At 65.8% G+C, this 14190-nt stretch carries 12 protein-coding genes; 4 read left to right on the forward strand and 8 right to left on the reverse strand.

Features of this window, described 5'->3' with window-relative positions; genetic code table 11:
• Window positions 1–99 precede the first annotated feature (99 nt).
• Genes ribA through AAHM40_RS06475 form a run of 3 tightly spaced genes read left to right on the forward strand, consistent with a single transcriptional unit; the run spans window position 100 to window position 1927 of the window.
• On the forward strand, window positions 100–714 hold the full coding sequence (gene ribA / locus AAHM40_RS06465) for a GTP cyclohydrolase II (protein WP_342243904.1): 615 nt from the start codon (window positions 100–102) through the stop codon (window positions 712–714).
• Window positions 711–1130 carry an MFS transporter gene (locus AAHM40_RS06470; protein ID WP_342243905.1) on the forward strand — a complete coding sequence of 140 codons (420 nt, stop codon included), beginning with the start codon at window positions 711–713 and terminating at the stop codon, window positions 1128–1130. The genes ribA and AAHM40_RS06470 overlap by 4 nt, the downstream gene beginning before the upstream one ends.
• A complete protein-coding gene (locus AAHM40_RS06475) occupies window positions 1130–1927 on the forward strand; it encodes a cobalamin-binding protein (protein WP_342243906.1) in 798 nt (265 codons plus the stop codon). Before AAHM40_RS06470 ends, AAHM40_RS06475 begins: the two co-directional genes overlap by 1 nt.
• 103 nt (window positions 1928–2030) lie before the next feature.
• Here the strand turns inward: AAHM40_RS06475 and dxs are convergent, their stop codons facing one another.
• From dxs to AAHM40_RS06490, 3 genes are all read right to left on the reverse strand, one after another.
• Entirely contained in the window at window positions 2031–3926 is a 1896-nt protein-coding gene (dxs, locus tag AAHM40_RS06480) for a 1-deoxy-D-xylulose-5-phosphate synthase (RefSeq protein ID WP_342243907.1), read from the reverse strand.
• A gap of 103 nt (window positions 3927–4029) precedes the next feature.
• Entirely contained in the window at window positions 4030–4983 is a 954-nt protein-coding gene (locus AAHM40_RS06485) for an alpha/beta fold hydrolase (protein WP_342243908.1), read from the reverse strand.
• 16 nt (window positions 4984–4999) lie between these two features.
• Window positions 5000–8269 carry an acetyl-CoA carboxylase family protein gene (locus AAHM40_RS06490; RefSeq protein WP_342243909.1) on the reverse strand — a complete coding sequence of 1090 codons (3270 nt, stop codon included), beginning with the start codon at window positions 8267–8269 and terminating at the stop codon, window positions 5000–5002.
• A 196-nt stretch (window positions 8270–8465) separates the two neighbouring features.
• Between AAHM40_RS06490 and AAHM40_RS06495 the strand changes: the two genes are divergently transcribed.
• Window positions 8466–9365 carry a phosphatase PAP2 family protein gene (locus AAHM40_RS06495; RefSeq protein ID WP_342243910.1) on the forward strand — a complete coding sequence of 300 codons (900 nt, stop codon included), beginning with the start codon at window positions 8466–8468 and terminating at the stop codon, window positions 9363–9365.
• A gap of 38 nt (window positions 9366–9403) precedes the next feature.
• Here the strand turns inward: AAHM40_RS06495 and ispA are convergent, their stop codons facing one another.
• From ispA to AAHM40_RS06520, 5 genes are all read right to left on the reverse strand, one after another.
• A complete protein-coding gene (gene ispA, locus AAHM40_RS06500; protein ID WP_342243911.1) occupies window positions 9404–10291 on the reverse strand; it encodes a (2E,6E)-farnesyl diphosphate synthase in 888 nt (295 codons plus the stop codon).
• On the reverse strand, window positions 10288–10530 hold the full coding sequence (locus tag AAHM40_RS06505; RefSeq protein ID WP_342243912.1) for an exodeoxyribonuclease VII small subunit: 243 nt from the start codon (window positions 10528–10530) through the stop codon (window positions 10288–10290). The genes ispA and AAHM40_RS06505 overlap by 4 nt, the downstream gene beginning before the upstream one ends.
• Window positions 10531–10673: 143 nt before the next feature.
• On the reverse strand, window positions 10674–11432 hold the full coding sequence (locus AAHM40_RS06510) for a sulfite exporter TauE/SafE family protein (protein ID WP_342243913.1): 759 nt from the start codon (window positions 11430–11432) through the stop codon (window positions 10674–10676).
• A gap of 300 nt (window positions 11433–11732) precedes the next feature.
• Window positions 11733–12167, reverse strand: coding sequence for a 3-isopropylmalate dehydratase (locus AAHM40_RS06515; RefSeq protein WP_280282772.1), 435 nt, complete (start codon window positions 12165–12167; stop codon window positions 11733–11735).
• 91 nt (window positions 12168–12258) lie between these two features.
• Entirely contained in the window at window positions 12259–13962 is a 1704-nt protein-coding gene (locus AAHM40_RS06520; protein WP_342243914.1) for a sigma-54-dependent Fis family transcriptional regulator, read from the reverse strand.
• Window positions 13963–14190 lie beyond the last annotated feature (228 nt).

The raw sequence follows: 14190 nt of genomic DNA on the forward strand, positions 1-14190 counted from the left end.
CTTCGAGCCATTCGATACGTATCCCCAACTATTCAATCTGACCTGCCGGTTAATGCTGCTGTTACAATGCCGGCCTTGCTCATTTCCAGGAGTTCTACGGTGTCTGTCGTTTTCGTCGCCGCCTCCCAACTGCCCACTCCTTTCGGCGTGTTCACCATGCACGGCTTTCTCGATGAGGCCAGTGGTAAGGAACACGTTGCTCTGACCTTGGGCGATGTGGCCAGCGGCGAACCCGTTCTGGGCCGCCTGCACTCCGAGTGCCTCACCGGTGACGCCCTGTTCAGCCTGCGTTGCGACTGTGGCTTCCAGCTTGAAGCGGCCCTGAGTGCCATTGCCGAAGCCGGCTGCGGCGTGCTGCTGTACCTGCGTCAGGAAGGTCGTGGCATCGGCTTGCTGAACAAGATCCGCGCCTATGAACTGCAAGACGGCGGCGCCGATACCGTTGAGGCCAACGAACGCTTGGGCTTCGGTGCCGATCAGCGTGATTATGCGATGTGCCAGCCGATGCTGGAGCACCTGGGCGTCAGCGCTATCAAGCTGATGACCAACAACCCGCGCAAGGTCAAGGCGCTGGAGAGCTACGGCCTTAATGTGGCCGAGCGCGTGCCGCTGCAGACAGGCCTGAACAAGCACAACCGCAAGTACCTGGCCACCAAGGCCGGCAAGCTCGGGCACATGCTCGGCAACCTGCATCAGGCGGAAGCCGAGTCGTGACCCGCAAGGACGTCCGTCGCCGGCTCGCCCTGGCCTGGTGGCGCCAGCTGGGCTACACCCTGGTGCCGCTGTGCGTCATGAGTTACCTGTTTGGCGACGGCGAGCCGGTGCTGCCGGTGCTGCAAATGCCGCTGTTCATCGCAGCGCTGGCGTCCATGTTCCTCAGCCTGCCGTTGTTTTCCGCGTACAAACGCGCGCTGGTTGCGACCGAAGCCGCCCTTGGCCGAGCCGAAGAGCCGGGCGCCTGGCAAGAGCTGGCTCACCATCGTGGCAAGGCCTTTCTCGCCGCCGGCTTGCCAGCCTGGATCGCCGCCCTGGCGGTGCTGGTCGGCCTCAACGCGGTGGCGCTGATCCTCCTTGCTTTGAGCAGCCTGGTGCTGCTCTACCTCTACCGTATTCCCCGCCAGCTCGGCTGATGCGCCGGCTGCTCACCTTCCTGCTGTTGTGCCTGGCCCTACCTGCCACGGCACAGCTGCGGGTGGTCAGCCTGGCGCCTTCCCTCACGGAAACTATGCTCGATCTCGGCGCCGGCGACCTGCTGGTGGGTGTGCTTGACGGCGGAGATCGTCCAGCAGCCCTCGCGGGCTTGCCATCGGTGGGGCGTTACGGGCAGCTGCAGGCGGAAAGCCTGCTCAGCCTCAAGCCTGATCTGGTGCTGCTGTGGCCCGACAGCGTCGGCGCCTCCGGGCGCGAACAGCTGAAAAGGCTCTCGATTCCCCAGTTGGTGGTGGAACCCCGGGATCTGGAGCAACTGGCGCAATCGTTCATCGAGATCGGCGAGCGAATCGGCCGAGCCGACCAGGGCCGCCAGTTGGCCGCGCGCTTCAAAACAAGCCTGGCGAAACTGCGCCAGCGCTATCACCGTGATGCGCCGCTGAAGGTCTTCTACCAGGTGTGGGACAAGCCGCTCTACACCCTGGGCGGCAAGCAGATCGTCAGCGATGCCCTGAAGGTCTGCGGTGCGCGAAATGTCTTCGCCGACCTCCCGCTGCCGGCGCCCCAGGTGGGCGTCGAGGCTGTCCTGCAGCGCGATCCGACAGTGATCCTGGTGAGCGAGCCAAGCCAGGCCGGCGACTGGAAAGCCTGGCCGCAATTGGCGGCAGTGAGGACGGGGCAGGTCTGGCCGGTGCCCGACCGAGGGCTGGAGCGGCCGAGTTTCCAGATGCTGGGGGCGACCGAGAAGCTTTGCCGCCTGCTGGCGACTGCAAGGTAGATACACAGGGAGATGATGGGGTTTCGTACCTCTACCCATCCTACTGATTCGCCCTTGCGCTGGGCGTGCCTTTGTAGGATGGGTAGAGCGACGCTTTGAGGGCTCAGACGCCCAGCAGCGCCAGCCGCTTGCGCACCGATGCCTCGATACCGGCAGCGTCAAGCCCGCATTCGGCGAGCATTTCCGCCGGCTTGGCGTGTTCAACGTAGTAGTCCGGCAGGCCCAGGTGCAACACCGGCCTGAGCAGGTTTTCGCGAGCGAGGAACTCGCTGACGGCGGCGCCAGCGCCACCCATCACGCTGTTTTCTTCGATGGTCACCAGCAGCTCATGACTGCCGGCCAGATCGCGGACCAGCGCCTCGTCCAGGGGTTTGACAAAACGCATGTCGACCACGGTGGCGTCCAGGTTTTCCGCCACTTGCAGGGCTTCGGCCAGTTGCACGCCGAATACCAGCATCGCCACGTTCGAACCCGTGCGACGTACCACGCCCTTGCCGATTTCTACCGGCGCCAGGGTCGGGTCGATCGCGGCGTTCGGACCGCTACCGCGCGGGTAGCGCACGGCTGCCGGGCCTTCGAAGTGGTAGCCGGTGGTCAGCAGCAGACGCAGTTCGTTCTCGTCGCTCGGCGTCATCACCAGCATGCCGGGGATGCAGCGCAGGTAGGAGAGATCGAAGCTGCCGGCGTGGGTCGGACCGTCTTCGCCCACCAGGCCGGCACGATCGATGGCGAACAGCACATCGAGGTTCTGCACGGCTACGTCGTGAATCAGCTGGTCGTAGCCGCGCTGGAGGAAGGTGGAATAGATCGCCACCACTGGTTTGGCGCCGTCGCAGGCCATGCCGGCCGCCAGGGTCACGGCGTGCTGCTCGGCGATGGCAACGTCGAAGTAACGATCCGGGAAGCGCTCGCTGAAGGCCACCAGGTCGGAGCCTTCCTTCATTGCCGGGGTGATGCCCACCAGGCGCGGGTCCTGCCCGGCCATGTCGCACAGCCACTGGCCGAACACGCTGGAGTATTTCGGCCCGGAAGGCTTCTTCGGCGCGGCCGGGGGCTTGATCGGCTCCAGCTTGGTGATCGCGTGGTAGCCGATGGGATCGACTTCCGCCGGCGCGAAACCCTTGCCCTTCTTCGTCACCACATGGAGGAACTGCGGGCCCTTGAGGTCGCGCATGTTGCGCAGGGTGGCAACCAGGGTGGGCAGGTCGTGGCCGTCGATGGGGCCGATGTAGTTCCAGCCCAGCTCCTCGAACAGCGTGCCGGGAACCAGCATGCCTTTGGCGTATTCCTCGGTGCGACGGGCGATTTCCCAGGCGCCGGGCAGGCGCGAGAGAACCTTCTTGCTGCCTTCGCGCATGCTGGCGTAGGTGCGGCTGGAGAGGATCTTCGCCAGGTAGTTCGACAGGCCACCGACATTGTGCGAAATCGACATGTCGTTGTCGTTGAGGATCACCAGCATGTCGGCCTGCACGTCCGACGCGTGGTTGAGCGCCTCGAAGGCCATGCCGGCGGTCAGCGCGCCGTCGCCGATCACGGCGATCGACTTGCGGTTGGAACCCTGCATGCGGGCGGCGATGGCCATGCCCAGGGCGGCGCTGATGGAGGTGCTGGAGTGGCCGACGCCGAAGGTGTCGTACTCGCTTTCCACGCGACGCGGGAAGGCGGCGATACCGTCCTTCTGGCGCAGGGTGCCCATCTGCTCGCGGCGCCCGGTGAGGATCTTGTGCGGATAGGCCTGGTGGCCCACGTCCCAGACCAGCCGGTCGTCGGGTGTGTCATAGACGTAGTGCAGGGCGATGGTCAGCTCCACCACACCCAGGCCAGCACCGAAGTGACCGCCGGTCTTACCGACGGTATAGAGCAGGTACTGGCGCAGTTCGTCGGCCAGGGTTTCCAGCTCCGCCTCGCCAAGCCGGCGCAATTGATCCGGCGTCGCCGCGCGGTCGAGCAGGGGCGTGACGGGGCGTTCGCGGGGAATCTCGTGGAACGTCGTGGGCATCAGGCGAATCGTTATAGGTAAAAAAAGATGGGCAAGTTTACCTGATGCGCTCGTCAGTGCCCAAACGTGCTGTCAGTCAGTTCGTAGCACCTTGTGTGATTGATTACGCCGGGTAATGCCGCGCCAGGAAATCCAGCAACCGCTCATTAACCGCGGCCGGGCTCTCGTTCTGCAGCCAGTGGCCGCAATCGGGCAACCGATGCTGTTCCAGGCGTGGCACCAGATCGGCCATGCGCTTGAGCGTATAGGCCTCCAGTCGGGCCACCGGGTCATGGTCGCCGACCATGAACAGCGTGGGTTGCTCGACCTGCCGGCCGGCGAGGTGCTCGGTCTGCTGCCAGTTACGGGTGAAGTTGCGGTACCAATTCAGTGGCCCACGGAAACCGTGTTCGGCCAGGGTGCGCTGGTAGACGGCGAATTCGTCGGCGTCGCACCAACCGGGTAGCGCCGGTGACGCGTCGAGGCCGTCCAGCAGCTGGGCATCGGCGGGTTTGTCGCGCAGCAGGGCGTCACCCAGGTCACTGAGCAGCAGGCGCAGGCTGCGGTCCAGGTCGGCGTCCAGTTCGGCTTCGGCCACCCCCGGTTCCTGGAAGTAGAGGATGTAGTTGAAGCGCCCGGCGTTGGCCTCGCGCATGATTTCGATGGCCGGCCGCTTCGGGCGACCGCCGAAGGGCACCGAAAGGGCGCCCACGGCGCGAATGCGCTGTGGCTCCAGCAGGGCCAGGTGCCAGGCCACGGGGGCGCCCCAGTCATGGCCGACCACGCAGGCGTCTTCCTGCCCAAGGCTGTCCATGGCGGCCTGGATGTCGGCGCAGAGGGTCAGCAAGGCATAGTCCTCGACGGCCACGGGGGCGCTGCTCTGACCGTAGCCGCGCATTTCCGGCACCAGGACGCGGTAGCCGGATGCGACCAGCGGTCCGATCTGCTGGCGCCAGGAGTACCAGCACTCGGGAAACCCATGCAGCAGCCAGACGGGACGGCCATCGCTCGGGCCGGCCATGTAGAGGCTCAGGGTGATGCCGTTGAGCTGCAGCAGGCGGTGTTCGAGAGGGGGCATGACGGGCTCCGGTGGGTTACCAGGTATCGACGAAGGGGCGTTTCTTGCCGTCGCGCCTGGCCGGTCGACCCGCAGCGGTCAGGCCTCGTAGCAACCAGGCGCGGGTTTCTTCTGGATCGATCACGGCGTCGATCTCGAGGAAGCTCCCCATGTTGATCGCCTTACCGTTCTGGTAGGCCTTGGCCACCATCTTGTCGAACAGCTTCTGGCGCTCGGCCGGGTCGTCCACGGCAGCCAGCTCCTTGGCATAGCCCAGGCGCACCGCGCCCTCCAGGCCCATGGCGCCGAATTCGCCGCTGGGCCAGGCGATGGTGAACAGCGGCGAATGGAAGCTGCCTGCCGCCATGGCCTGGGCGCCCAGGCCGTAGCCCTTGCGCAGCACCACGGTGAAGAAGGGGACCGAGAGGCTGGCGGCGGCAACGAACATCCGCGAGACATGGCGCACCGTGGCCTGCTTTTCCGACTCCGGCCCCACCATGAAACCGGGGGTGTCGCAAAGCGAGAGCATGGGGATGTCGAAGGCATCGCAGAGCTGCATGAAGCGCGCAGCCTTGTCGCCGGCCTGGGCGTCGATGGCGCCGCCCAGGTGCATGGGATTGTTGGCCAGCAGGCCGAAGGCCTTGCCTTCGATGCGGATGAAGGCGGTGATCAGCCCCGGTGCGAACTGACGGCGCAGCTCCAGCACCGAGTGCTGGTCGGCCAGGGTTTCGATCAGCGTGCGGATGTCGTAGACCCGCAGGCGGTTCTCCGGGATGGCGTGACGCAGCAGGCGCTGGTCGGCGCACTGCCAATCGGTGAGGTCGCCCTGGAAGTAGGACAGGTAGTTTTGCGCCACCCGCACCGCCTCGGTTTCATCGTCCACCAGCACGTCGATCACGCCGTTGGGGCCCTGGACGCTGGTGGGGCCGACTGCTTCCGGGGCGAAACTGCCCAGGCCGCCGCCCTCGATCATCGCCGGGCCGGCCATGCCGATACTGGCGTTCTTCGTCGCGATGATCACGTCGCAGCAGCCGAGCAGCGCGGCGTTGCCGGCGAAGCAACGACCGGAAACCACCCCCACCAGCGGCACCAGTCCGGAGAGCCGCGCCATGCCGACGAAGGTGTGGCAGTCCAGCCCGGCTACGCCGACGAAATCCGAGTCTCCCGGCCGACCACCGCCGCCCTCGGCGAACAACACCAGCGGCAGGCGCCACTGCTCGGCGAGCCCCAGCATGCGGTCGGTCTTCTTGTGGTTCATCACGCCCTGGGTGCCGGCGAACACGGTGTAGTCGTAGGCGATGGACATGCAGCGTGCGGCGTCGCTGCCGAATTGAGCAGCGTTGACCGTGCCGATTCCGGCTACCAGCCCATCGGCCGGGCTCTGCTCGATCAGCTCATCCAGGGTACGACGCCGGCGCTGGGCGGCCAGGGCCAGGGCGCCGTACTCGATGAAGCTGCCGTCATCCAGCAGCGCATCGAGATTCTCACGGGTGGTGCGCTGGCCGGTCTTGCGGCGCTTGGCCACCGCCTGCGGGCGGCGCTCATCGCGGGTGATGGCGTGGCGTTCGAGCACTTCGGCGAGGTCAGCGCGGATATGCTCGAGGTCATGGCTTTCTTCCGACTGTGCGGTGTCGCCGTTCACCTCGGCCGGTTCCAGGAAAAGCAACGGCGCGCCTTCGAACAGGCTGCCACCGGGCGTCACGGCCAACGCGCGAACGATACCGCCTTGGGTCGCCTTGACCACGAACTCCATTTTCATCGCTTCCAGCACGGCCACCGGCTGGCCGGCGGCGACGGCATCGCCGACCTGCACGTCCAGGCTGACTAGCACACCCTGGCTGGGGGCATTCAGCGGCACGCACCCGGTCGGTGCCTCGATCTGGCCGCCAGGGTAGCCGCCTGCGTTAGTCGCAGCACTGATGAACAGGTGTGGGTGGGCTTCCTGCTGCGGCGCCAGGAGTTGGCCAATCTCTCGCTCGATGAAGCGGGTATCCACGCCACGTGCCAGTTCCGGGCGGCGCAGCAGGTTCTGCAGGAAGTGGATATTGCTCGCCACGCCTTCCAGGCGGAACTCGCAGAGCGCGCGATAGGCACGGCGCAGGGCTCCGGGCAGGTCATCACCCTGGGCGATCAGCTTGGCCAGCAGTGAGTCGTAACTCGGGCTGGTGGGGTAACCGGCATAGCCGTAGCCGTCGACTCGGATACCCGGACCACTGGGCGGTTCGTAGACGCTGATCAGGCCGCCGGCGGGGCGGGCGCTGCCGTCGCTCTGCATGCTTTCCAGGTTGATCCGCAACTGCACGGCGAATCCGCGCGCAGGCACGGGCTCCACCAGGCCCAGGTCGGCCAGGCGGGCGCCGGCGGCGAGGCGGAGTTGTGTCTGGACCAGGTCGATGCCGGTGACCGCTTCGGTGATGCAATGCTCCACTTGCACGCGCGGGTTGGCTTCCATGAACACGAACTCGCCGCGTTCGCGGTCCACCAGAAACTCGAAGGTGCCGATGCCGCGATAGGCAACGGCGGCGGCCAGGGTCAGCGCGGCGTCCAGAATGCGCTGGCGCAGGCTTGCATCCAGGTCGGGTGCCGGGGCGATCTCGATCACCTTCTGGTGGCGCCGTTGCAGGCTGCAATCGCGTTCCCAGAGGTGTATCACCCGTTCGCCATCCCCCAGCACCTGAACCTCGATATGGCGGGCGTTCTCGATCATCCGCTCGACGTACAGCTCGCCGTTGCCGAACGCTGCGCGGGCCTCGGACTGGCAGCGCTCGAAGGCTTGTTCCAGATCGGCTGCGTCGCGTACCGCACGCATGCCGCGCCCGCCCCCACCGGCCAGCGCCTTGAGCATGATGGGGCCACTTTCCAGCAGGGCTCGGGCTTCCTCGAGGGTGGTGGCCTGGTTGCTGCCGGCGGCCAGGGGCAGGCCGCAGCGGGCCGCCAGCTCACGGGCGCGGGCCTTGTCGCCGAATAGCGCCAGGGCCTCGGCCGAAGGGCCGACGAAGCGAATGCCAGCCGCCTCGCACTGGCGTGCGAAGTCGGCGTTTTCGCTGAGGAATCCGTAACCGGGATGCACCGCGTCGCAGCCGTGCTGGCCAGCGATTTCGACCAGTTGCGCAGCGTCCAGGTAGGCCGCGGCGCCCCGACCCATCAGGGGGACCGCGAGGTCGGCCTTGCGCCGGTGCAGAGACAGGCCGTCGTCCTCGGCGTACACCGCGACGCTGCGAATACCCAGTTCGGCGGCGGCGCGGGCGATGCGAATGGCAATCTCGCCACGGTTGGCGATCAACAGAGACTGGATGGCAGTGTTCACGGCGAGGGTCCTTGGCATGCGTTCGATGGATCTTAGGCACTGGCCGCCCACCGCCGCAGCCAACTGTGTCGTGACGAATACCCGCCACTCATGGCGGTTGATGATCCGGTGACATGGATTGTCCGAATCGGCCCTTGTCGCCGCCCCGTGCGCTGAAGTATCTGTGGCGCCCTCATCTCTTCCACAAGGACCGTCCATGAACGAACTGCTGCACAGCCTGGACTGGGTGCTGCCCCTGCGCAGTGATGCGCTGACGCCGGTAATGCGCTTCTTCACCCTGCTGGGCTACGAGAAGTTCATCCTCTTCTTCCTGCCGCTGGGGTACTGGGCTTGGAACCGTGGCGTATTTCTGCGCCTGCTGGTGCTGGTTGCCGTTACAGCGCTGCTCAATGCCTGGCTCAAGGACTACTGGCAGGACCCGCGCCCGGACATCGCCCTGCGCATGGACCATGAGGTGGGCGACAGCTTCGGGCTGCCCAGCGGACATGCGCAGATAGCCGTGGTCATCTGGTTCTGGCTGGCCTTCGAGCTGCGCCGCGCCTGGGCCTGGGTAGTCAGCGGCATGGTGGTGACAGGGATCATCTTCAGCCGTCTCTACCTCGGCGCCCACGATGTGGAAGACGTGGTGGGCGGCTCGCTGCTGGGTATCGCCACGCTGCTGCTATTTGCCCACGTGCGGCACTGGAGCTGGTGGCGCGAGGCCCACGGGCTCTGGCATCTGGGGTTGATCCTGCTGGCGTTCCTGGCAGCTTGGCTGACCTGGCCGGGCGCGGCGCCAAGCTACGTACCCCTGCTGGCGGGGCTGATGCTCGGGGTGCTGTTCGGCTATCGCCAACTGGTGTTTTCCGCCGAAGTCGCGACCTGGCGCCGTCTGCTGGCCGCCGCCATTGGCGCGGGGATGTTCATCCTGTTGCAGAAGGTGCTGAAGCCGGCAGGCGCAGCGTGGCCGCTGGACCCGCAACTCTGGCAGGGGCTGCGTGGGTTGGTCATGGGCCTGTTCGTGGCGGCGGCGATGCCGTGGCTGCTGCTGCGGTTAGGGCTGCTGCAGATCGTCGCTGAGCCGCAGCCAGAAGCGCTTGCCGGCGAAGCAACCTAGGGACCTAGGCGGAAACTGGGACGCGAAGCGGTGCAGTATCAGCTACGCCGCTCGACGATATAGCGTGCCAGGGCGCGCAGCGGTTCGGCCGATTCCCCGAGGTTGGCGATGGCGAGCAGGGCCTGATCGCGCAGTTTCAGCGCGTAGGCCTTGGCTTCGTCCAAGCCGAGCAGGGAGGGGTAGGTGGGCTTGTCGTGGGCCTGGTCCTTGCCCTGGGTCTTGCCCAGGGTCGCGGTATCGCTCTCCACATCGAGGATGTCGTCCTGCACCTGGAAGGCCAGGCCAATGGCGCGGGCGTAGATCCGCAGTGCGGCCAGGGCGGCCGGGTCGGCACGGCCGCTGGCCAGGGCGCCGAGGCGCACGCTGGCTTCGATCAGGGCGCCGGTCTTGTGCCGGTGCATGGTTTCCAGCGCGGTCTGATCAAGCTTGATGCCCACCGAGCCGAGGTCGATGGCCTGGCCGCCGACCATCCCGGCGGGGCCCGCGGCGTGGCCGAGGCTGGCGATCATCGCCAGGCGGGTTTCGGCATCGTGGGGGTTGCGCTGGGCATCGGCCAGCACCTCGAAGGCCAGCGCCTGCAGAGCGTCGCCGGCGAGGATGGCACTGGCTTCGTCGAAGGCGATATGGGTGGTGGGCTGGCCACGACGCAGGTCGTCATCGTCCATGGCCGGCAGGTCGTCGTGGACCAGCGAATAGGCGTGGATCAACTCCACGGCACAGGCTGCGCCATCGGCACGGGCAACGTCGCCCCCCAATGCTTCGCAGGCGGCGTAGACCAGCAGTGGGCGAACCCGCTTGCCACCGTTCACTACGCTGTAGCGCATGGCCTGGTAGAGGCGTTCAAGCGGCGCGAGCGGGGCGATGAACAACGCGTCGAGGGCAGCATCCACCCGCTGCTGGCAGTGCGCCTGGTAGCTGGAAATCATGCCTGCTCGTCCGTGTCGAAGGGCGCCTCTTCCAACTGGCCGTCGCGTTCCAGCAGGATCTGCACTTTCTGCTCTGCCTGATTCAGCGCGGCCTGGCACTCACGGGTCAGGCGGATGCCCTGCTCGAAGGCGCTGAGGGAGTCCTCCAGCGACAGTTCGCCACTCTCCAGGCGTTCCACCAGCGACTGCAGATCGGCGAGGGACTGTTCGAAATCGGGGGAGGCTTTCTTGCGGGCCATGATGCTGTCTCGCGGAGGTCAAATCGGTCGCGACACTAGCAGAGCCGCCCCACGTGGGCAAATGAAGGGGGCGGATGGTTGCTGTGTAAAGAAGGTTCCAGGCGGGGCAGCCTATAACAATTGGCAACCCCGCTTTACCGGTCTCAGGTGGTGACGAAGTAATAGGCGGTCATCCCCGTCCCCACCGCGATCACCAGCCACCGCAGCCAGCGACTCGGCAGGCGTCGGGCCAGGGCGCCGCCGGCATAGCCGCCGCAGCTGGCTGCCGCGAGAAGCACCGCCAGTTCACTCCAGCTCACCCGGCCAGCGACGACGAAGGTGACCACCGCCACGCTATAGATGGTGCTCGACAGCAGGTTCTTCAGGGCATTGGCGCGCAGCAGGGGATGGCCTTCGATGGAGAAAGCGGCCAGTTGCAGGATGCCCATGCCGGCACCGAAGTAGCCGCCGTAAATGGCGACCAGCGTATGGCTCAAGTTGCTGCCCAATCCATGCGGCGGAGGGCTGCTGGCCTCGCGCTGGCGGTTGATCAACGTGCTCAGCCAGGGGCTGGCAGCGAACAGCATCGTGGCGACCAGCAGCAGCCAGGGGATCAGGCGGCGAAAGGCCTCGTCGCCACCCGCAAGCAACAGCAAACCGCCGCCCAGGCCTCCGAGCAGGGACAGCAGCACCAGCGGGACTACGTAGCGTCCCAGAGGGCGCAGCTGATCGCGTGCAGCCCAACTGGCAGCCAGGCTGGCGGGCCATAGGGCTACTGCGTTGGTGGCGTTGGCGGTTACCGGCGGCAGCCCGGTGGCGAGCAGGGCGGGGAAGGAGAAGAAGGTACCGCCGCCAGCAAGGGCGTTCATGCCCCCGGCGGCGAAGCCGGCGAGCAGCAGCAGGAAAACGTCGTGGAGGCTCATGGTCGGGCGCGCAAAAGCCCGCAGGTTACCCTCGGGAATGGGCGGTCGCAAAGACCTCGCGAACGGTAGACCACCCATTTGCATGCCGACCAGTGAGCCGAATCGCCGCCTGAATGGGAACGCGTCGCTCGCCAGTAGCAGTATGCTTTCATCAACTCGTATGGGGCGGGGGCGGTAAAGCGCAGGGAAGCCCACTCCACAGGCCTTTCCAGGCAGTATCCGCGAAAGGTGACAAGGCAAAGAACCACGCGTTAGCGTCAGGCCGGAACCGGGCTCAGCAGTACCTGGTTCCGGCCTCTTTCATTGTGCCTTCGGGTCGTCCGCCAGCAGGGCAAACCCTTCGCGGTTATCGCTGACGATACGGAATTGCTCGCTCTGGCCGGGCTCCACATGCGCAGCCTTTTCGCGGCGCAGGCGGCCCATGGAGCAGAGGGTGTCGTCCGTCTCGTCGATGCCGATGCCGACGATGCGGTCGCCCGGCGGCACCTGGAAGCTTGCAACCTCCCCGATGCCGATGCGTGCCGCCAACTGACGGTCCACGTGCACGGCGATGTAGCAGCCGCTACCCAGTCCCCCCATGTCGCGGTTGACTACGATCTGGCCGCCGCCTTCCACCGGCTCCTGGAACGCCAGCAGGCGATCGGCGGGTACGTGCGTGATTTGCGTCGGGTCGGTTCGATAGGACGAGCAGCCGGCGAGCAGAAGCAGAGAGACAGCAACACAGGTCAGACGCATGGAGCCCTCCTTGGGCGGAGCGAACATCGGGCAATGCTGGAACTCTAGTGGAAGCACCGGGCTTTGCCATGGAAAAGCCCGGGTGAGTGCCTCAGTGCCGGCCGGCGGAATCTTCTGCTGGCAGCTTTTTCAACCGATAGGCCAGGGCGGGGCGGGTCATGCCCAGCAGGCGTGCGGCTTCCGAGACGTTCTGCTGACTGCGCTTCATCGCTCCTTGCATCAACGCTTCTTCCACCGCGTCCAGGCTGAGGCCGCTGTCGATCAGGCGCTCCACCCAGTCAGGCTCGGCGCTGGCCGTGCGGACTACCAGCTCGCCTTCACTGGACAGGCCGATGCTGTCGGCCTCATGCGAGAGATGCGGGAACAGCGCGTCGGCGCTGATACTCTGGTTGGCGTCGGTGATGATTACGCCGCGCTCGATCAGGTTCTCCAGCTCGCGGATGTTGCCCGGCCAGTCGTAGCGCAGGCAGGCTTCCAGTGCGCGGTCGGAAAGCCCGAGGGTGGTCTTGCCGTAGCTGGTGTGAAGGCGCGACAGGAAATGCTCCACCAGCAGTGGAATGTCTTCCCGGCGTTCCCGTAACGAGGGGATGAACACCGGGTAGACGTTGAGCCGGTAGTAAAGGTCGGCGCGAAAGCGCCCCGCCTTTACCGCCTGGGCAAGGTCTTCATGGGTGGCGGCCACCACTCGGACGTCCACTTTGCGGGTTTGCGAGTCGCCGACCCGCTCCAGTTCTTCTTCCTGCAGCACCCGCAGCAGGCTGGCCTGGGCGCGAGGCGTGAGCTCCACCACTTCGTCGAGGAATAGCGTGCCGCCGTTGGCGCGCTCGAAGCGGCCCATGCGCGACTGCTGGGCGCCGGTGTAGGCGCCGCGCTCCACGCCGAACAGCTCGGCTTCGATCAGGTCCGGTGGAATGGCCGCGCAGTTCAGCGCCACGAAAGGCCCGCCAGCCCGCTCGCTGCGCAGGTGCAGGCTGCGCGCCATGACCTCCTTGCCCACCCCGGTCTCACCCAATAGCAGCACCGAGGCCTTGCCCGGCGCGGCTTTGTCGATCAGGGTGCAGGCCTTGCGGTAGAGCGGTGCCTGGCCAATGCCGTAAAACTGTCCAGCGTCGTGCTGCAGGCGCTGGCGCATGTTCGCCACCTGCACTTGCAGGGCCTGGAGTTCGTCGATGATGGGGTCGCTCTGGAAGTAACGGAGAAACTCTTCGGCGTCCTCCCATTCCTCCACTGGTTTGCCGATGATGCGGCAGCGTGAGTCGCCGCAGCCGCGGCAGCTGACCTCCTTGTAGAGCACCTGGCGACCGAGGAAGAAGGACGAATAGCTGATGGCATAGCCGAGCAAGGTCCAGCACACCGGCTGGTCGGCGTGCAGCCCTTCAGCCTGGCAATTTTCCACCTCGTAGGAGTTCTGCCATTCGAGGTCGGCATAGAACTGGCCGTTCTCGATGTCGATGTTCATCTCCAGTGGATGGACCTTGACCATGCCCTTGAGCGAATGCAACTGCGGACCGGTGAGGAACATCTCCACGGCGTCGGCATCCGGACGGAGCTTTCGCGCCAGTTCGGCATCCTTCAGGCCGGACTGGTAACCCAGGCGCAGGAACAGCCCCTTGGCCCGCTCGACGCCGAGCATCTCGATCAATTCGCGACGGAAAGACCCCATGGCCGAGGCCTGTAGCAGGAGCATGCGCTGCTCGTCGAGCCAGATCTTGCCCTCGTTACCGAGGAAGTGAACCTGATCGGTCAGGTCCTTCAGGGTCGGGCTGTGCTCCGACGCCTTGTAGTCAACTTTCATCGTGTTGCACCCCAGATTGTTCTTGTACGGGGAGGTCGGCGAACCACTGCTCAGGCAGACGGTTGCAAGGGTTCGACCGGGCGGCCGGAAGACGCAAGGAAGGGCCGCTCTCTTTTTTCTAAGCGGCCTGAAAGCCGGTGAAAAGTCAATCGCAGCTGTCGATTGGCGATTTGCTCAAAGCGTTCTCGGACGTTGAGCAAATGGTGAAAGCCCCCGGGCCCGACAACG

The sequence above is a fragment of the Pseudomonas sp. OTU5201 genome (assembly GCF_038440135.1).
In the GTDB taxonomy this organism is placed as follows: domain Bacteria; phylum Pseudomonadota; class Gammaproteobacteria; order Pseudomonadales; family Pseudomonadaceae; genus Metapseudomonas; species Metapseudomonas resinovorans.

What these genes read in the sequence shown, in the direction of transcription:
- AAHM40_RS06475 (WP_342243906.1), top strand. Translation starts at nt 1,130, where the DNA reads ATGCGCCGGCTGCTCACCTTCCTGCTGTTGTGCCTGGCCCTACCTGCC.
- AAHM40_RS06520 (WP_342243914.1), bottom strand. Translation starts at nt 13,962, where the DNA reads ATGAAAGTTGACTACAAGGCGTCGGAGCACAGCCCGACCCTGAAGGAC.
- AAHM40_RS06510 (WP_342243913.1), bottom strand. Translation starts at nt 11,432, where the DNA reads ATGAGCCTCCACGACGTTTTCCTGCTGCTGCTCGCCGGCTTCGCCGCC.
- AAHM40_RS06485 (WP_342243908.1), bottom strand. Translation starts at nt 4,983, where the DNA reads ATGCCCCCTCTCGAACACCGCCTGCTGCAGCTCAACGGCATCACCCTG.
- AAHM40_RS06495 (WP_342243910.1), top strand. Translation starts at nt 8,466, where the DNA reads ATGAACGAACTGCTGCACAGCCTGGACTGGGTGCTGCCCCTGCGCAGT.
- dxs (WP_342243907.1), bottom strand. Translation starts at nt 3,926, where the DNA reads ATGCCCACGACGTTCCACGAGATTCCCCGCGAACGCCCCGTCACGCCC.
- AAHM40_RS06505 (WP_342243912.1), bottom strand. Translation starts at nt 10,530, where the DNA reads ATGGCCCGCAAGAAAGCCTCCCCCGATTTCGAACAGTCCCTCGCCGAT.
- ispA (WP_342243911.1), bottom strand. Translation starts at nt 10,291, where the DNA reads ATGATTTCCAGCTACCAGGCGCACTGCCAGCAGCGGGTGGATGCTGCC.
- AAHM40_RS06515 (WP_280282772.1), bottom strand. Translation starts at nt 12,167, where the DNA reads ATGCGTCTGACCTGTGTTGCTGTCTCTCTGCTTCTGCTCGCCGGCTGC.